Annotated in this window: 16 protein-coding genes; 10 read left to right on the top strand and 6 right to left on the bottom strand. The window is 74.2% G+C overall.

All coding sequences use genetic code 11. The annotated features are described in order from the left end of the window. Window positions 1–104 precede the first annotated feature (104 nt). Both ACWCSV_RS26785 and ACWCSV_RS26780 read left to right on the top strand, forming a co-directional pair. Window positions 105–1,013 (top strand): N-acetylmuramoyl-L-alanine amidase, encoded by a 909-nt coding sequence (locus ACWCSV_RS26785; protein ID WP_451146378.1) that lies wholly within the window; start codon window positions 105–107, stop codon window positions 1,011–1,013. A gap of 202 nt (window positions 1,014–1,215) precedes the next feature. Beyond that, a complete protein-coding gene (locus tag ACWCSV_RS26780; RefSeq protein WP_451146376.1) occupies window positions 1,216–2,031 on the top strand; it encodes a hypothetical protein in 816 nt (271 codons plus the stop codon). Between the two features lie 158 nt (window positions 2,032–2,189). Here the strand turns inward: ACWCSV_RS26780 and ACWCSV_RS26775 are convergent, their stop codons facing one another. Next, window positions 2,190–2,747 carry a hypothetical protein gene (locus tag ACWCSV_RS26775; RefSeq protein ID WP_451146374.1) on the bottom strand — a complete coding sequence of 186 codons (558 nt, stop codon included), beginning with the start codon at window positions 2,745–2,747 and terminating at the stop codon, window positions 2,190–2,192. 142 nt (window positions 2,748–2,889) lie between these two features. On the opposite strand from ACWCSV_RS26775, the gene ACWCSV_RS26770 reads away from it, so the two are divergent. Further along, complete coding sequence (locus tag ACWCSV_RS26770) at window positions 2,890–3,183, top strand: hypothetical protein (RefSeq protein WP_386891616.1); 294 nt, start codon at window positions 2,890–2,892, stop codon at window positions 3,181–3,183. A 20-nt stretch (window positions 3,184–3,203) separates the two neighbouring features. On the opposite strand, the gene ACWCSV_RS26765 is transcribed toward ACWCSV_RS26770, so the two are convergent. From ACWCSV_RS26765 to ACWCSV_RS26755, 3 genes are read right to left on the bottom strand one after another with little or no spacing between them, the layout of a single operon-like run. Beyond that, on the bottom strand, window positions 3,204–4,277 hold the full coding sequence (locus ACWCSV_RS26765; protein ID WP_451146371.1) for a prenyltransferase: 1,074 nt from the start codon (window positions 4,275–4,277) through the stop codon (window positions 3,204–3,206). Beyond that, complete coding sequence (locus ACWCSV_RS26760) at window positions 4,274–5,173, bottom strand: methyltransferase domain-containing protein (protein WP_451146369.1); 900 nt, start codon at window positions 5,171–5,173, stop codon at window positions 4,274–4,276. Before ACWCSV_RS26760 ends, ACWCSV_RS26765 begins: the two co-directional genes overlap by 4 nt. Beyond that, window positions 5,064–6,377, bottom strand: coding sequence for a glycosyltransferase family 4 protein (locus ACWCSV_RS26755; RefSeq protein ID WP_451146367.1), 1,314 nt, complete (start codon window positions 6,375–6,377; stop codon window positions 5,064–5,066). The genes ACWCSV_RS26760 and ACWCSV_RS26755 overlap by 110 nt, the downstream gene beginning before the upstream one ends. Before the next feature lie 162 nt (window positions 6,378–6,539). Between ACWCSV_RS26755 and ACWCSV_RS26750 the strand changes: the two genes are divergently transcribed. From ACWCSV_RS26750 to ACWCSV_RS26720, 7 genes are all read left to right on the top strand, one after another. Continuing rightward, on the top strand, window positions 6,540–7,142 hold the full coding sequence (locus tag ACWCSV_RS26750; RefSeq protein ID WP_451146365.1) for a TetR family transcriptional regulator: 603 nt from the start codon (window positions 6,540–6,542) through the stop codon (window positions 7,140–7,142). Window positions 7,143–7,561: 419 nt separating this feature from the next. After that, window positions 7,562–8,839 (top strand): prenyltransferase/squalene oxidase repeat-containing protein, encoded by a 1,278-nt coding sequence (locus tag ACWCSV_RS26745; protein WP_451146363.1) that lies wholly within the window; start codon window positions 7,562–7,564, stop codon window positions 8,837–8,839. Further along, window positions 8,836–9,564, top strand: coding sequence for an SCO2322 family protein (locus tag ACWCSV_RS26740; protein ID WP_451146361.1), 729 nt, complete (start codon window positions 8,836–8,838; stop codon window positions 9,562–9,564). The genes ACWCSV_RS26745 and ACWCSV_RS26740 overlap by 4 nt, the downstream gene beginning before the upstream one ends. Further along, window positions 9,561–10,697, top strand: coding sequence for an energy-coupling factor transporter transmembrane protein EcfT (locus tag ACWCSV_RS26735; RefSeq protein ID WP_451146359.1), 1,137 nt, complete (start codon window positions 9,561–9,563; stop codon window positions 10,695–10,697). The genes ACWCSV_RS26740 and ACWCSV_RS26735 overlap by 4 nt, the downstream gene beginning before the upstream one ends. Beyond that, complete coding sequence (locus ACWCSV_RS26730) at window positions 10,694–12,475, top strand: ABC transporter ATP-binding protein (RefSeq protein WP_451146357.1); 1,782 nt, start codon at window positions 10,694–10,696, stop codon at window positions 12,473–12,475. The genes ACWCSV_RS26735 and ACWCSV_RS26730 overlap by 4 nt, the downstream gene beginning before the upstream one ends. Then, window positions 12,472–13,401 (top strand): ECF transporter S component, encoded by a 930-nt coding sequence (locus ACWCSV_RS26725; protein ID WP_451146355.1) that lies wholly within the window; start codon window positions 12,472–12,474, stop codon window positions 13,399–13,401. Before ACWCSV_RS26730 ends, ACWCSV_RS26725 begins: the two co-directional genes overlap by 4 nt. A gap of 271 nt (window positions 13,402–13,672) precedes the next feature. Then, on the top strand, window positions 13,673–14,110 hold the full coding sequence (locus ACWCSV_RS26720) for an aggregation-promoting factor C-terminal-like domain-containing protein (RefSeq protein WP_451146353.1): 438 nt from the start codon (window positions 13,673–13,675) through the stop codon (window positions 14,108–14,110). 97 nt (window positions 14,111–14,207) lie between these two features. Here ACWCSV_RS26720 and ACWCSV_RS26715 read toward each other — a convergent pair whose 3' ends face one another. Then, window positions 14,208–15,425: an MFS transporter gene (locus ACWCSV_RS26715; RefSeq protein ID WP_451146351.1), complete on the bottom strand. Its 1,218-nt coding sequence runs from the start codon at window positions 15,423–15,425 to the stop codon at window positions 14,208–14,210. 196 nt (window positions 15,426–15,621) lie between these two features. Next, window positions 15,622–17,745, bottom strand: coding sequence for a bifunctional glycosyltransferase 87/phosphatase PAP2 family protein (locus ACWCSV_RS26710; RefSeq protein ID WP_451146349.1), 2,124 nt, complete (start codon window positions 17,743–17,745; stop codon window positions 15,622–15,624). Between the last annotated feature and the right edge of the window lie 75 nt (window positions 17,746–17,820).

Raw genomic sequence — 17,820 nt, 5'->3', positions numbered from 1 at the left:
TCCTGGTCCGGGCTCCCTGGCTCGGGGGCCGGGGCCGTGACCGGGACCGGGACCGGCTCCGGGACCGGGACGGGGATCCGAGGGTCGTCGGTACCATCGCCCGCGTGCCGTACTCCAGCGTTCCCCCCACACCGCCCTCCGTCCGCACCGCGGCCGGCCGTACCGTCCGCAGCGCTTCGTTCGCCACGTTCGCCGTCCTCTGCCTGCTGCCCCTCACCGGGTGCGGCGGTGCGGAAGTGAAGGCGCAGCCGCCCGCGGGGGCCCCGGCGACCAGCGCTCCCTCCGGCGCCCCGAAGCCGCCCGCGTCCCCGGCCGCCGGTGCGAAGGCCCGGCCCGAGGGGCCGCTCGCCGGCCGCACGGTGGTGATCGACCCCGGCCACAATCCGCACAACCACGAGCACACCCGTGAGATCGCCCGCCAGGTGGACATCGGGACGGGGCACAAGGAGTGCGACACGACCGGGACCTCCACCGACGCCGGTTACGCGGAGGCCCGGTTCACGCTGGACGTGGCGCACCGGATGCGGGACCTGCTGGAGGCCGAGGGCGCGAAGGTGCTCCTCACGTACGACGACGACCGCGCGTACGGTCCGTGCGTCGACGAACGGGCACGGATCGGCAACGAGGCGAAGGCGGACGCCGTGGTCTCCGTCCACGCGGACGGTTCGGCCGTGGGCAACCGGGGGTTCCATGTGATCCTGCCCGCGCTCGTACGGGACGGGGTGGCGGACACCTCGCGGATCGTGGGCCCCTCGCGCGACCTGGGGACCCGTATCGCGGGCAAGTTCGTGGCGGCCACCGGGAGCGCGGCGTCCAATTACATCGGCGGGGGAACGGGGTTGGACGTGCGCGACGACCTCGGCGGGCTCAACATGTCAACCGTTCCGAAGGTGTTCATCGAGTGCGGCAACATGCGCGATCCGAAGGACGCCGCGCTGCTGACGAGCGCGCGCTGGCGGCAGAGCGCCGCCCAGGGGATCAGCGACGGCATCAGCAGCTACCTGAAGGGGTAGTTCCGCCCCGGTACGGGGTAGTTCTGCGCTGATACCGGCGGGATGACGGGCCGTCGCGCAAGCCGGGGGCCAACCCGCCCGGGCAGACGATAGATTCATCCGTACGATGGGGAGCCGCCCCGGGCTTCTCGGCGCGCCCGAGGGACGGTCCCGGGCGCAGCGACGACCGTCCCCGACGAGACGACCGACTAAGGACCTTCACGTGAATATCCGCTCCCTCACTAGAGGCGACGGCGTGGTGATCGGAGCAGCGGTCGTGCTGTTCATCGCCTCCTTCCTCGACCTCTCCGGTTACGAGTGCCCCAGCAACATCGACTGCTCGGGTTACGACAGCGCGAGCGCCTGGGATTCACTCTCGCTGCTCATGAGCATCTTCCTCGCCGGTGTCATCGGAGCGGCGCTGGTGATCGTGAGCCGCTCGGCGCCGGGCCGCAAGATCGTCGGTCTGGACCTCGGGCAGTTCGGCGTGGCCCTCACCGTCTTCGCGCTGTGGACGGCGTTCTGGACGACCATCGACGCCGGTGACGCGGGTGCCGGGCTGATCCTCGGCCTGCTGGCCTCCCTGGTGCTCGCCGCCGCGACGGTCGCCGGACCGCTGATCCCCGCGCTCAAGGCCCCCCTCTCGGCGGGCCCCCGCCCGGCTCCCGCCACCCAGTCGCCGTACGGCGCGCCGTCGCAGGGCCAGGGGTACGGCTACCCGGGCCAGCCGTCCTTCGGTTCGCAGGCCGGTGCGCCGCAGCCCCAGCCGTACGGTACGCAGCAGGGTCCGCAGGCGGCCCAGTCGCCGCAGGCGCCCCAGTCCGGCGGTGCGCCGGCGGCCGACTTCACGCCGTTCTGGTTCGCGGTGCCGGTGCCTCGTCCGCTGTACGGCGAGGACGGTTCGTCCGGCCAGATCGCCGAACTGGCGCCCGGTACCTGGTACCTCGCGGTGGAGCAGCGCGGCCAGAGCCTGATCGCGCAGACGCAGGACGGCCGTCGCGGCGTCCTCCAGGACACCTCGGGCATCCAGCGCGGCTGATCCGCACGCCCGTTCGCCACGAAGGCCCCCGACCGCGGGAGTTCAGCGGTCGGGGGCCTTCGCGTCGGAGCCTCCGCGTGGGGGGACCTTCGCACGCGGCCTCCGCGTGGGGGGCGCCTTCGCGCAAGGGCCTTCGCGCGGCCGTCCAAGGCCGCGCGTCATCCCGCCAGTTGGGAGACCGACGGCACCTGGTCCTTCACCTCGGCGCCGGCGCTCTTCCCGGCGTCCTTGACACTGTCGATGATGCCTTCGAGGGTGCCGATGTCGGAGTCGCCCGCCTCGCCCTTGCGGAACTTGGTGGCCAGTTCCTTGAGGGATTCGATGCCGGCGGTGAGCGGGGCGACGGCCTGGGAGAGGAGCGGGTCGGCCTTGGCGTTGCCGGCCGCCGCCTTCAGCCGGTTGTACGCGAACCCGCCCGCGAGGCCCGCCTTGGCCATGGCGAAGGTCCGGCCGTCGGCGCCCTTCTTGAACTTGCCGGAGCGGTAGGGCTTCACGATCCACTGGTAGGCGGCGCCCGCCGCGAGGCCCGCGTTGGCGACGAAGCGGGTCTTGGCGAGCCGCTGCTTCTCGGCGGTCGCCGTGGGGGCGACGATCGAGGCGTCGGAGGAGACCATCTGCTTGTCGTTGCCGCTGTCGCAGGCGGTGACGCCCGCGAGCAGGGCGCAGACGAGCAGCAGCGCAGCCGGCAGGCGGCGGGGCGGTACGGGACGGAGCACGGCGGGCCTTCCTGACCGGGCGGCGAAACGGGCTGTCCGGCGGAGACCGGCACTTCCCGCCAGGCTCGCCCCGGACGAGCCGCCCCGCCACCGGGTTCGGCCGTCCGGGTTTCAGGCCGGAGACAGCGGCAATCCGGTGTGCATGTCCTACAGACGAGGCTCAGGAAGCAGTACCGCGGGGCGCGCGATCGCCGTCGTCGCGGACGTCATGGCCTTCATCATCATTCTGTGGATCCTGATGTACCTGCTCGACGCCAACAGGGGCAATGAGCTGGTGCAGTTCGTCCAGGACTCCGCACGGTGGCTGGCCGGCTGGTCGTACGACCTGTTCACCTTCGACAAGGCGTGGGCTCGGGTGGTCGCCGGATACGGGCTGGCCGCCGCCGTCTACCTCTTCGTCGGTCACGCGGTGGCGGGCCGTCTGCGTCGTACGTGAGTTCCGGCGGCCCGGCCCGGTCAGGAGCAGCAGTCCGGCTCCAGGCCCCTCGGCAGCCGCTCTCCCCCGAAGACCGCGGTGGTCGCCTCGTCCCCCCCGAGCGCGGCCACCGCGAGCAGCAGTGATCCGGCGGTCCAGGTGGTGAGTTCCTCGGGCCAGAAGGCGCGTTCACCCTCGAAGACGTATCCGGTCCAGTAGAGGCCGCCGGGCTCGCGCAGGTGCTGGATGGACTGGAGGATCTCCAGGGCCCGGTCGGACTCGCCCATCGCCCAGAGCGTGAGGGCGAGTTCGCAGCTTTCGCCGCCGGTGACCCAGGGGTTGGGCAGCACGCAGCGTACGCCGAGGCCGGGGACGACGAACTCGTCCCATCGCTCGTCGATGCGCCGCTGGGCCTCGGCTCCGGTGACCGCGCCGCCGAGGACCGGGTAGTACCAGTCCATCGAGTAGCGGCTCTTGTCCAGGAAGCGTTCCGGGTGTGCGACGATCGCGTGCGCCAGCGCTCCGGTCGCCAACTCCCAGTCGGGCTGCGGCTCTTCGCGCCGTTCGGCGAGTGCGAGGGCGCAGCGCAGGGCGTGGTGGACCGAGGAGGAGCCGGTCAGCAGCGCGTCGGTGACGGGGGTGCCGTCGGCTTCGCGCTTCCAGCCGATCTGGCCGCCGGGCTGCTGGAGTCCGAGGACGAACTCGACGGCCGCGAAGACCATCGGCCACATCCGGTCGACGAACGCGTCGTCGCCGGTGGCGAGGTAGTGGTGCCAGACGCCGACGGCCACGTACGCGCAGAAGTTGGACTCCCGACTGCGGTCGGTGGGCCGCTCCGGATCACCGTCGTGGTAGGCGGCGTACCAGGAGCCGTCCTGGTTCTGGCTGCGGGCCAGCCATTCGTAGGCGGCTTCGGCGGCCTCGTGTTCGCCGGCCGCGTCGAGGGCCATCGCGGCCTCGGTGTGGTCCCACGGGTCGAGGTGGTGGCCGCGGAACCAGGGCAGCGCGCCGTCCTCGCACTGCACGCCGAGCAGTGCGGCGACGGTCGCGGATGCCTGATCCGGCGTCAGGACACCGGGCAGTACGAGGTGTTCGGTCCGTTCGGGGAGAGTCACGCCTCTGCCTTCGGGAGGTGCGGCTTCGTCGCGTACGCCACGAAGCTCTTTCCGACGACCGGGTTGAGCAGCTGCTCGGCGACCCGGGTCACCGCGGGCTTCTTCATGATGTCCCACACCAGCAGCTTGTGGTAGGCGCGGACCGGCAGAGCCTTGTCGTTGTCCACGCCGAAGGCGCACTTGAGCCACCAGTAGGGCGAGTGCAGGGCGTGCGCGTGGTGGGTGCCGTACGGCTTCAGTCCGGCTTCGCGGATCTTGCGGAGCAGTTCGTCGGCCCTGTAGATGCGGATGTGGCCGCCCTCGACCTCGTGGTAGGCGTCGGAGAGGGACCAGCAGACCTTCTCGGGGCCGTAGCGGGGCACGGTGATGGCGATGCGTCCGCCGGGCTTGAGGACGCGGACCATCTCGGCGAGGACGCCCTTGTCGTCGGGGATGTGCTCCATCACCTCTGAGATGATGACGACGTCGAACGAGTCGTCGGGGAACGGCAGGTTGAGGGCGTCGCCCTCCATCGCGGTGGCGGTCGCGCCGGCCGGGGCCTCGCCCTCGGCCTTCATCGCGGCGAACCACTTGGCGACCTCGCGGATCTCCTCGCCGTTCTGGTCCAGGGCCACGACCTGGGCGCCGCGCCGGTAGCACTCGAAGGCGTGCCGGCCTGCGCCGCAGCCGAGATCGAGCACACGGTCACCGGCGGCGAGCGGGAAGCGGGTGAAGTCGACGGTCAGCACGGGGGCCTGCCTTCGATGTCGGTGGTACGGGCACGGGCGGGAACGGAGTCCGGTGGGGTCACCTGCGGGCTCCCCGGGCGGCGATGGCCCGGCGGTAGAGGTCGGCGGTGCCGGCCGCCGCCCTGGCCCAGGTGAAGTTGGCGAGCACCCGGTCGCGGCCGGCCGCACCGAGTCGGGCGCGCAGCCCCGGGTCGTCCAGCATCCGGGTGAGGGCGGTCGCGAGGGCGTCGGGGTCGCCGGGCGGCACCGCGAGGCAGGTCTCCCCGTCGCGGCCGGTGACCTCGGGGATCGCCCCGCCGGTGGTGGCGACGAGCGGGGTGCCGGTGGCCATCGCCTCGGCGGCCGGCAGCGAGAACCCTTCGTACAGCGAGGGGACGCAAGCGACCTGGGCGCCGCGCACCAGGTCGACGAGTTCGGCGTCGCTGATGCCCTTGACGAACTCGACGGCGTCGCCGAGGCCGAGGCGTTCGATGGCCCGGGCGACGGGGCCGTCCTCGGCGCGCCTGCCGACGACCACGAGGTGGGCGTCGGGGTGGCCGGCCCGGACCTTGCCGAGCGCCTCCACGAGGTGGACGAGCCCCTTGAGGGGGACGTCGGCGCTGGAGGTGGTGACGATCCGCCCGGGCACCTCGGGGACCGAGGGGTCGGGCGACCAGAGGTCGGTGTCGGCGCCGATGTGGACCACGTCGACGCGGCCGGGGCTCACTCCGAGGTCGTCGACGATCTCCTGGCGGGACGAGCCGGAGACGGTCAGGACGTGCGGCAGCCGGCGGGCGACCCGTTTCTGCATGCGGGTGAAGCCGTACCAGCGGCGTACGGAGAGGGCGCGCACACGGGTCGTGGCGGCGGCCAGGTCGAGGCGGCGGTCGACGGTGATGGGGTGGTGGATGGTGGTGACGAGCGGGGCGCCGAGGTCGCCGAGCAGCCCGTAGCCGAGCGTCTGGTTGTCGTGGACCACGTCGAACTCGCCGCGCCGGGACCGCAGATGGCGTCCGGCACGCAGCGAGAAGGTGAGCGGTTCGGGGAACCCGCCGGTCCACATGGTGGCGACCTCCGCGAGGTCGATCCAGTCGCGGTACTCGCCACGGCCGGGGGTCCGGAACGGGTCGGGCTGCCGGTAGAGGTCGAGGCTGGGCAGCTCGGTGAGCGGGACGCCCTCGTCGAGCACCGGGTAGGGCTGGGCGCCGATCACCTCGACGCTGTGGCCGAGGCGTGCCAGCTCGCGGCCGAGGTGGCGGACGTAGACGCCCTGGCCGCCGCAGAACGGGTTGCCCTTGTACGTGAGGAGGGCGATCCGCAACGGGCGGTCGTCCGCTCCGGCGGGGGCGCCGCGTCCCGCGCCGGGGTCCGTCTCCATGGCCTCGGCGGTCACTCCCGGCCCCCTTCATCACTGCGTTTTCCGGAGCGTAACCGCTGCCGATAATCTGGAACAAGTTTCAGACCGACCCGTCCAATGAGGATCGAATCTACCGGCAGGTAGCGTCGGTGTGACGACCGGATCAGGTGATTCACGCCACGGCACGGAGGTGACCTCATGACCGCTGACGCCCGGCCACCCGCACTTCCTCTGACGGCGGGCCAGCGGGCCCGCCGCGCCCGCATCCTGGGCGCCACCGCGGAACTCGCCGGACGGGGCGGCTTCGAGGCCGTGCAGATGCGCGAGGTCGCGGAGGCCGCCGGGGTCGCCCTCGGCACCCTCTACCGCTACTTCCCGTCCAAGGTGCATCTGCTGGTCGCCACCCTGCACGACCGGCTGCGGCTGCTGAGCACCACACTGGCCGACCACCCGCCGGCCGGGCGCACCCCCGGGGAGCGGGCCGCCGCGACGCTGCTGCGCGCCTTCCGGGCGCTGCGCCGCGAACCGGAGCTGGCCGACGCCATGCTGCGGGCACTGACCTTCGCGGACCGGGGCGTGAGCGCCGAGGTGGACGCCGTCTCCCGGCTGGTGACGGAGATCGTCCTGGACGCGGCGGGGCTGACGGACCCGGACGCCGGGCAGTTGTCGGCGGTGCGGGTGGTCGAGCACACCTGGCACTGCACCCTCACCTCCTGGCTGTCCGGCCGCGCGGGGGCCGAGCAGGTGCGGACGGACATCGAGACGGTCTGCCGGCTGCTGGACCCGGTGACGCCCGGCTGAGACCGGCGCCGCGGCCCGCCCCGCGGCCCGGGCCCGCCCCCTGACCTGGGTGCCCGTCCCCGTGGCCATGCCCCGGGAGTCCGGCCCGCGGCCCGGGGCCCGCCCCGTGGCCCGGGGCCCTCAGGGCGACCGGCCTCGGGGCCGGCCCCGGTTCCCCCGGTAGAGTGAACCCGTCGTTCATCACGCCCGTACGGGGAATTCCGGCGCAAACCGGTACCGCTCTCCACCGGGCCCCGGTCCGCACCGGGCCGTGGCCGTCCGTGAACCGCCCGCACTCCGGGCGGAATCCGGGGCACGGGCGCGAACGGCCGATGCCGCCGGGAGGTCCGGTGGTCCGCATCCGTCGCAACAGACGGAGCCGAGCCCGGCACCGGTCACGTGCCCGCGCCCGGCCCCCGCAGGAGAGGCCCTCGCCAGTCATGACCGTACGCCGCAGCGCAGCCGCGCTCGCGACCACCGCCGTGCTCCTGGCGTCCGCCGCCCCGGCGGCGCTGGCGGACTCGTCCTCCGGCCCGTCGCCCTCCCCCTCCAGCTCCGTCTCCGTGCCCGCCGACCCGCACGCCGGTCTCTACGGCACCTCGGACCCGGCCTACGACGGGGTCTGGCGCCAGTCGCTGGCCTTCCTGGCCCAGAAGATCGAGTTCGTCACCCCGTCCGTGGAGGCGGTGAACTGGCTGAAGCTCCAGCAGTGCGACAGCGGCGCCTTCCCCGCCTACCGCGACTTCCACAAGCCGTGCGACGCCAAGACGATGACGGACACGAACTCCACCGCCGCCGCCGTGCAGGCGCTCGCCGAGCTGACCGGTGAGAAGACGGCCGTGGCGAACGGCATCGACTGGCTGGCGTCCGTGCAGAACGACGACGGCGGCTGGGGCTACACCCCCGGCAGCCCCAGCGACGCGAACTCGACCGCGGTGGTCGTCGGCGCCTTCGCCCGCGCGGGCAAGAAGCTGACCGACGTGACCTCGCCCGCCGGGCACACCCCGTACGACGTGCTGCGCGGGCTCGCGCTGCCGTGCGGCGGCAAGGACGGCGGCGCGTTCGCCTACCAGCCGGACAAGAAGGGCGTGCTCGCCGCCAACGCGGACGCCACCGCGGCGGCCGTGCTCGGCACCATGGGCAAGGGCCTGGCGGCCGGCAGCTACAACCCGGGCAAGGCACCCGTCTGCACCCCCGGCACGGGCCTCACCGCCGAGCAGGTCGCCCAGAACGGCGCGCACTGGCTGACCGCCGCGCTCGCCTCCGGCCACCTCGACCAGGCGCCCATGCCGGGCTCGGAGACCACCGAACCGCAGCCCGACTTCGGCAACACCGCCGACGCCGTCGTGGCGCTCGCCGCCTCGGGCCACCAGGACAAGGCGGCGTCCGCCGTCACCTGGCTGGAGAAGAACTCCGCCGCCTGGGCGAAGCAGTCCGGCCCGGCCGCGTACGCGCAGCTGATCCTCGCGGCGCACGCGACCGGCACCGACGCCCGCGACTTCGGCGGCGCCGACCTCGTCGCCCAGCTCAACGCGACCGGCCCGGCGCCCGCCGCGACCGCGGTGCCCTCGCCGACCCCGACCGGCGCACAGCCCGCCGCCGCCTCCACCGGCAGTTCCGGCTTCAGCGTCTGGTGGCTGATCGGCGTCGGCCTCGCCGTCGGCGCGGGCATCGGCTTCCTGCTCAGCAACCGGCGCAAGGACAAGGACGGCCGGTGACCACCCCCGCGTTCCGGAGCACGCCCGGCGGAGTCCTCCGCCGGGCTGCCGCGCTCGTGGCGCTGACAGCACTCGCGGCGGTCGTGACGCTCTGCGTCGCGGGCACCGCGCAGGCCGCCGGGTACCGCTACTGGTCCTTCTGGGAGGGCGACGGCTCGCGGTGGACGTACGCCACCCAGGGGCCGTCCCTGGTCCGCCCCGAGGACGGGGCGGTGCAGGGCTTCCGGTTCGCGGTGAGCGAGGACTCCGGCGACGCGGCCCGGCCGCGCCACGCCCCCGGCTTCGCCGCCGTCTGCGGGGACACCCCCGCGCAGGACGGCAGCAAGCGCGTCGCGCTGGTCATCGACCCCGGCACGGCGGCCGACGCCCCCGCCGGGGAGCAGCCGCCCGCGCTCCGTACCGCCTGCGCCCGGGTCGCACCGGACGCGAGCACCGCCGATGCGCTGGCCTCGGTGGCGAAGCCGCTGCGGTACGACAGCGCGGCGCTGCTCTGCGCCATCTCCGGCTATCCGCAGACCGGCTGCGGCGAGCAGATCTCGGGCGGCACCTCGCCGGCGCCCACCGGGACGGCTCCCGCCGCGAGTTCGCCGGCCGCCTCGTCCGCCGCCTCCTCCAACGCGTCGGGCGGTGACGGCGGGGGCCCCTCCGTCGGTGTGCTCGCCGGTATCGGTGCCGTCGTGGTCCTCGGCGCCGCCGCCGTCCTCCAGGCGCGCCGCCGGCGATGAGCCGCCTTCCCGCCGCGACGGGCCGCGCGCGCGGCCTGCGCGCGCCCGGGGCGCACCGGAGCAACGCGCTGCCCGCCGGCGCGTGGTGGCTGTGGGCGCTGGGCCTGGCGACCGCCGCCTCCCGCACCACCAACCCGCTGCTGCTCGGGCTGCTGGTGGGGGTGGCCGGTTATGTGGTGGCCGCCCGGCGTACGGACGCGCCGTGGGCCCGTTCGTACGGGGCGTTCGTCAAGCTGGGCCTCTTCGTCGTCGGGGTGCGGCTCGTCTTCTCGGCGTTCCTGGGGTCGTCGATCCCGGGCACGCACACCCTCGTCACGCTCCCAGAGGTGCCGCTGCCCGGCTGGGCCGAGGGTGTCCGGATCGGCGGCCGGGTGACCGGGGAGCAGCTCCTCTTCGCGCTGTACGACGGGGCGCGGATGGCCGCCCTGCTGATCTGTGTCGGCGCGGCCAACTCCCTCGCCAGTCCCGCCCGGTTGCTGAAGTCGCTGCCGGGCGCGCTGTACGAGGCGGGGGTGGCGGTCGTCGTCGCCATGACGTTCGCGCCGAACATGGTCGCGGACGTGGCCCGGCTGCGGACCGCCCGGCGGCTGCGGGGCCGACCCACCGGCGGGATCCGGGCGGTCGCCCAGATCGGCCTGCCGGTGCTGGAGGGGGCGCTGGAGCGGTCGGTGGCGGTGGCCGCATCGATGGACGCGCGGGGGTACGGGCGGACCGCCCGGGTGCCCGCCCGCGTCCGGCACACCACCGACGTCCTCACCCTCGGCGGCCTGCTGGGGGTGTGCGCAGGTACGTACGGGCTGCTCGCCGCCGAGGGCGCGGTCTACGGGCTGCCGCTGCTCCTCGCGGGGCTCGTCGCGGCGATGGCCGGACTGCGGCTGGGCGGCCGGCGCTCGGTGCGCACCCGGTACCGCCCCGACCGGTGGGGTGTGCGGGCGTGGCTGGTGGCGGGGTCGGGTGTGCTGGTGGCCGCGGTGATGATCCGGGCGGGTTCGGTGGACCCGGCGGCGCTGCGGCCCGGGGTCGTCCCGCCGGCCCCGCCGGTGCTGCCGCTGTGGCCCGCCGCGGGCATCCTGGCCGGGCTGCTGCCCGCGTTCGCCGCCCCCGTACCGCCGCATCCGAAGGAGGACCAGTGATCCGGTTCGAGCAGGTATCGGTACGGTACGAGGGCGCGGCCGAGCCCACCCTGTCGGGCATCGATCTGACCGTGCCCGAGGGCGAGTTGGTGCTGCTCGTCGGCCCGTCCGGGGTCGGCAAGTCGACGCTGCTCGGTGCGGTGCCGGGGCTGGTGCCGCACTTCACCGGCGGGACGCTGAGCGGCCGGGTGACGGTCGGCGGGCGGGACACGCGTACCCACAAGCCGCGCGAACTCGCCGATCTGGTGGGCACGGTCGGCCAGGATCCCTCGGCGCACTTCGTCACGGACACCGTGGAGGACGAACTCGCCTACGGCATGGAGTCGTTGGGGCTCGCCCCGGACGTGATGCGTCGCCGGGTGGAGGAGACCCTCGACCTGCTGGGGCTCGCGGAGCTGCGGGACCGGCCGATCGCCACGCTCTCCGGCGGCCAGCGGCAGCGGGTCGCGATCGGCTCGGTGCTGACCCCGCACCCGAAGGTGCTGGTGCTCGACGAGCCGACGTCCGCGCTGGACCCTGCGGCGGCCGAGGAGGTCCTCGCGGTGCTCCAGCGCCTGGTGCACGACCTGGGCACGACCGTGCTGATGGCCGAGCACCGGCTGGAGCGCGTGGTGCAGTACGCGGACCGGGTCGTGCTGCTGCCCGCGCCCGGCGCCGCGCCGGTCGTGGGTGCGCCGGCGCAGATCATGGCCGTCTCACCGGTCCGGCCGCCCGTCGCCGAACTGGGGCTGCTGGCCGGCTGGGACCCGCTGCCGCTCTCCGTACGCGACGCCCGGCGGCGGGCGGCGGGGCTGCGGGAGCGGCTGGCCGGCCGGTCGCCCGCCGTGGCGGCGCCGCTGCCCGGGTGTCCCACGCACCCTGTACGCCTCGCGCCCGGCGCGCACGGCGCGTCCGGTATGCCTGCCGATGCCCCCGCTCCGACGCCTGCTCCGGCGCCCAGCGTGCGCACCGGTCTCTTCGGCCTCCGGCGCGCACGCCGGGCGCAGACGGTTTCCGCGCCCGCCCCCGACCCCACCGCGCCCCTGGCGCGGGCCGAGGGGCTCGGGGTGCGGCGCGGCCGGGTGGAGGCGCTGCGCGCGGTGACCCTGGACGTCCGGGCCGGCGAGACCGTGGCCCTGATGGGGCGCAACGGCGCCGGGAAGTCCACCCTGCTCGGCGCGCTCGTCGGTATGGTCCCGCCCACCGCCGGGCGGGTCCGCGTGGGCGGCCTGGAGCCGTCCCGCACCGACCCGCGCACGATGGTGCGCCGGGTCGGGCTGGTGCCGCAGGAGCCGCGCGACCTGCTGTACGCGGAGACGGTGGCGGCCGAGTGCGCGGCGGCCGACGCCGACGCGGGCGCCCCGGCGGGCAGCTGCCGGGCCCTCGTCTCCCGTCTGCTGCCCGGAGTACCGGACGGCACCCACCCCCGTGACCTCTCCGAGGGCCAGCGGCTGACCCTGGCACTGGCCCTCGTCCTGACCGCCCGGCCGCCGCTGATCCTGCTGGACGAGCCGACCCGGGGGCTCGACTACGCGGCCAAGTCCCGGCTGGTCGGCGTGTTGCGCGGCCTGGCGGCCGAGGGGCACGCGATCGTGCTGGCCACCCACGACGTGGAGCTGGCGGCGGAACTGGCGGACCGGGTGGTGATCCTGGCCGGCGGGGAGGTCGTCGCGGACGGCCCGACCCGGCAGGTGGTGGTCTCCTCCCCCGCGTACGCCCCGCAGACCGCGAAGATCCTCGCCCCGCAGGAGTGGCTCACCGTGAACCAGGTCCGCACCGCCCTGGAGGCGGGCGCGTGACGGGCCCCGCGCGCCTCGAAGCCTCCCCGCACCCCCAGGGCGCCGCGACCGGCGGCCGGCGGGTCCGCCCGGTCCGGCTCGGGCCGCGTTCGGTCGTGGCGCTGGTGCTGGTCGGCGCGGTGGGGGTGGCGGCCTTCGGCTGGCCGCTGCTCGCCGGGCCCGCGTTCGGCACCGCGCACGCTCAGGACGCGCCGTGGCTCTTCGGCGCGCTGCTGCCGCTGCTGGTGGCGGTGGCCGTGGCGACGATCGCGGACGCCGGCCTCGACGCGAAGGCGGTCGCGATGCTCGGGGTGCTCGCGGCGGTCGGTGCCGCCCTGCGCCCGCTGGGGGCGGGGACGGCGGGGCTGGAACCGATGTTCTTCCTGATGGTGCTCAGCGGGCGGGTGCTCGGGCCCGGCTTCGGCTTCGTGCTGGGTGCGGTGACGATGTTCGCGTCGGCGCTGCTCACCGGCGGGGTGGGGCCGTGGATGCCGTTCCAGATGCTGTCGATGGCCTGGTTCACCATGGGCGCGGGTCTGCTGCCGGGGCCGGAGCGGCTGCGCGGCCGGGCGGAGACCGCGATGCTCGCGGCGTACGGCGCGGCGGCCTCGCTGCTCTACGGCACGGTGATGAACCTGTACGGCTGGACGATCGTGCCCGGCCTGGGCTCGGGCATCTCCTTCGTGGCGGGCGACCCGGTGCACGAGAACCTGGTCCGCTTCCTGGCGTACTGCCTGACCACCTCGCTCGGCTGGGACCTGGGCCGGGCGGCGCTGACCGTGGTGCTGACGCTCGCCGTGGGGCCGGTACTCCTGCGGGCGCTCCGCCGGGCGACCCGGCGCGCTTCCTTCGAGGCCCAGGTCACATTCGAGGGTCCCGGCGGCGTGAGGACACCCACAGGCACAAGGTCCTCCCCCAAGCCGGATAGTAGCGACACCAGTGACTGAATCGCCCCTTTCGCACCGTCCCTGAGCTGCCTCAACTCCCCTTTGTCCTGGTTCGGGACCTTGGGCCCGAGGTCCGAGTCGGGGTCGTACGGCCGCCGTCGGGAGGGCATTGCCAGCGCCGAACGACGGGGCTAACCATGGTTCTTGTCGCCGAACACCTCGGTGGCCCGCTCGACCGTCATCCGGTCACCAGGGCCCAGGTGGGGACGCCCGGATCATTCACCACGGACCCGGCCCGCGACGCCACCTGCCCCCGACGTTAGGTTTCTTCGTGTCGTTCGCCAGTCGTTTCTCCGCCCAGCCCCGCATCGCAGGCCGCAAGACCGTCCTCGTCGGTGCCGCCGTACTCCTCGGTGGCAGTGGCCTGGCCCTCGGCGCCGGTACGGCGTCCGCCGCCACGCCCACCGCGACGACCGCCGCGACCGGCGCGCAGGCCACGGCGCAGCAGATGATCGGTGACAGCGCCCAGTTCCAGTGCTTCAGCAACATCGTCTCGCACGAGAGCGGCTGGAACCCGAGCGCCACCAACGCCTCCTCCGGCGCGTACGGCCTGGTCCAGGCCCTGCCCGCCTCCAAGATGTCGTCCGCCGGTTCCGACTGGAAGACCAACCCCGCCACGCAGATCAAGTGGGGTCTGGACTACATGAACAGCCGCTACGGCAGCCCGTGCGCCGCCTGGGACTTCTGGCAGGCCAACAGCTGGTACTGAGCCGGCCCGCGCAGCAGCCCGCATGGACGAAGCCCGGGCCGGGACCTCTTCACCGAGGTCCCGGCCCGGGCTTCGCCGTGTCCGCCCGCCCCGTCCCTCACGGTCCGGTGCGCCTGCGCGGTGCCCCTCCGAGGAGAGCCACCGCACAGGCCGCGACCGGGAGGAGGCCGCCTGCGAGGAAGGCGCCCCGCACGTCGGCGTGGGACAGGACCAGTCCGCCGAGTGCGGCGCCCGCCGCGATACCGGCGTTGTAGGAACCCGAGTTCGCCGCGAGTGCGAGGTCCGTGCGGCCCGGGGCGCAGTACAGCATCGCGTTCTGGGTGGCCATGAACACCGGGCCGAGCGCACCGCCCATCAGCACCAGGAACACCACCGCCGCCACCGGCTCGGTACCGGCCGCGTACAGGCCGAGCAACCCCACCGCCTGCATGGCCAGGGCGGCGCGCAGCGTGGCATGGGGGAAGCGGTCCAGCAGCACCCCGGTGACGGTCACCCCGGCCAGGCACGCCACGCCGAACACCATGATCAGGACACCGACCGCGGCGGGCGGGAAGCCGCTCACGTCACCCAGGAACTTCACGACGTACGTGAAGCCCGCGAACGCCCCGGTGGCGGAGAGGCCCCCGGACACCAGCACGACCGCGAACCGGCGGACGTCGGGACGGATTCCGTAGGCGGCGGGCTCGTCCTCGGGACGCGAGGTCGGCAGCAGGACGGCGATCGTCACCAGGGAGACGGTACCGGCGGCGGCCGTCAGGGCGACCGGCACCTGCCAGCCGCTCTGGCGGCCCAGCCAGGAGCCGGCGGGCACCCCGAGCACGAGGGCGAGCGAGCCGGCGACGGAGAGCGCCCCGATCACCCGGCCGCGGACCTCGGCCGCGAAGAGGCCCACCGCGACCGGCCCCATCACCGCCCAGAACAGCGCCTGGGCGAGCGCGGTCACCAGTCGCGCCCCGAGGAGCATCCCGTAGGAGGGGGCCAGCGCGGCGGCGAGGCTGGACACGACCAGCGCGGCCAGCAGACCCGTGAGCACATGGCGCCGGGGCACGGCCCGCACGGCGTGGGCCAGCGGCAGGGACGAGACGGCCACGGTCACGCCGTACCCGGTGACCAGCAGCCCGACCGCCTGCACCGGCACCCGCAGATTGCCGGAGATGACCTCCAGGAGGCCGACGGGCAGGTTCTCCGCCGTGTTGAAGGTGAAGGCGGCCAGTATTAGGGCCGCGAGCACGCACCAGGGTGCCCGCCGCGGGGCGGCCGTGCGCTCGCGTCCTGGCCCCGCCCGGCGGCGTACCGGCTCCGTGGTTCCGTCCATGGAGGTAGCCCACCGGGCTCACCGGGCCGGCACAACCCGGTTTCCGGCCCCGTCGGGGCCATGACGAAGGGGTGCCCCGGGCGCCCATCGCCCCGGCACCCCCTCGTCACACCCGGGCACCTCGTCACACCCCGGCACCACTCGTCACACCCGGGCCCGCCTCGTCACACCCGGGCCGCTCCGGGGCCGTACCGGCTCACTCCCGGGCCGCGCCCGCGCCCGTACTCGCCGCCGTACCTCTGCCGGCCAGGGTCCGGGCGTCCACCGGCTGTCGCCCGCCGCTCTCCGGCCCCGGCCCCGGCCCGCGGTCGCGGTCACGGTCGTCGTCCGGGCTCCGCAGCTGTCGCGGTCCGGCCAGGGCGTACGTCAGCAGGAAGCCGAGCGAGACGACCAGCGCCCCGCCCGCCGCGTCGAGGATCCAGTGGTTGCCGGTGCCCACGATGGCGCAGATGGTGAAGAACGGGTGGAGCAGCCCCAGCACCTTCATCCAGATCTTCGGGGCGAGGATCATGATCATCAGCCCGCACCAGAGCGACCAGCCGAAGTGCAGCGACGGCATGGCCGCGTACTGGTTGGTGACCGAGGTCAGCGTCCCGTAGTCGGGCTTGGAGAAGTCCTGGACGCCGTGCACGGTGTCGATGAACCCGAGGCCGGGCATGAGCCGGGGCGGGGCCAGCGGATAGAGCCAGAAGCCGACCAGGGCGAGAAGGGTCGCGAAGCCGATGGTGGAGCGGGCCCAGCGGTAGTCGGCGGGGCGGCGTACGTAGAGCACGCCGAGGATGGTCAGCGGGATGATGAAGTGGAACGTCGAGTAGTAGTAGTCGAAGAAGTCCCGCATCCAGCCGATTCCGGCGATCTTGTGGTTGAACCAGTGCTCGACGTCGATGTGCAGCCACTGCTCCAGCGAGTGGACCTGCCGGCCGTGCTTCTCGGCGGTGGGGCGGCCCGCGGTCGCGGCGAGCCGGACCTTGGCGTACGCGGAGTAGACGACCCGGATGAGCAGGAGTTCCAGCAGCAGGTTGGGACGGGTCAGCACCCGGCGCCAGAACGGCAGCAGCGGTACCCGGCTCCAGCGCGCCGGCACCGGCCGCGCGTAGTCGGTGGGGACCGGTTCGAGCCAGTACGGCGAGGTGCGCGGCAGGAACGGAACGGCGCAGGCCGCGGCCAGCGCCGTGAGCAGCAGCACGTTGTCGCGCACGGGGTGGAGCGCCCCGATGTTCGGCAGCAGCATGGTGCCCGGCAGGGTGAGGACGAGCACCACCACGGCGGGCCAGACCAGCCGGTCCGAGGCCCGCTTCCCGACCCGGCCGACCACCGCGAGCAGCACCCAGAGCAGCTGGTGCTGCCAGGCGGTCGGGGAGACGACGACGGCCACGCAGCCGGTCACCGAGACGGCGAGGAGCAGCTGCCCGTCCCGGGCGTACCGGGCGGCGCGGCGCAGTCCGAGCACGGCGACGGCGACGGCCAGGACCAGCAGGACGGTGATCTCCAGCGGGCCGTGGAGGCCGAGGCGGAGCAGCGCGCCGTGCAGCGACTGGTTGGCGAGGCCGTCCGGGCGTTCGCCGAGCCCGGCTCCGGCGACGTGGTGGATCCAGTACGTCCAGGAGTCGTGCGGCAGCGCGGCCCAGGCGACGGCGGTGAGCGCGACGAAGGTGGCGCCGCCGGTCAGCGCGGCGCGTCGGCGCCCGGTCAGCCGGAGGAGGACCGCGAAGAGCAGGACGGGCGGCTGGAGCGCCGCCGCGATCCCGACCAGGATCCCCTGGGCCCGGTGGTCGCGGACCGTGAGGCAGCCGACGAGGACCAGCAGCACCGGCAGGATGCTGGTCTGGCCGAGGTGCAGCGCGTTGCGCACCGGCAGCGAGACCATGAGCAGGGCGATGGCGGCCGGGGCGGCGAACAGCGCGGTGCGGCGGCCCACCGGGGAGGGCAGCGCGCGGGCGGCGACGAGGCCGAGTGCGACGACGAGCAGCAGGGAGACGCTGGTCCAGGCGATGCCGAGGGCCTCCTCCGCCGACGCGCCGAGCGGCTTGAGGACGAGCCCCGCGAACGGTGTGCCGGTGAACCGGTCCGGGTCGTAGAGCGAGCCCTTGACGCGCAGGACGCCGTTCTCCCCGGTCCACGTCTCCAGATCGGTCAGCCGCTCACCCGGCGGCTGTCTCAGTACCACCGTCATCTGGCGTACGGCGAGAGCGGCGACGACCAGCCAGAGCACGATCCGGGCCGTCCCGGTCCTCGTCTCCGCGTCCGTCGCCACGCTCCCGTGCACGCCGTGTTCCGCATGTGTCACGCTGCGCCGACCCTCCCACCGCTTCTGGCACATTCCCGTGGATACGGGCCGTGCCCATGAAGCCTCGCATTGCCCCTGGGGATAGACACCATCAACCCCCACTTCGCC

The sequence above is a fragment of the Streptomyces sp. NPDC001770 genome, from assembly GCF_053596135.1.
The sequence above is the reverse complement of the archived record's forward strand: the minus strand, read 5'-3'. Positions and strand labels throughout refer to the sequence as shown.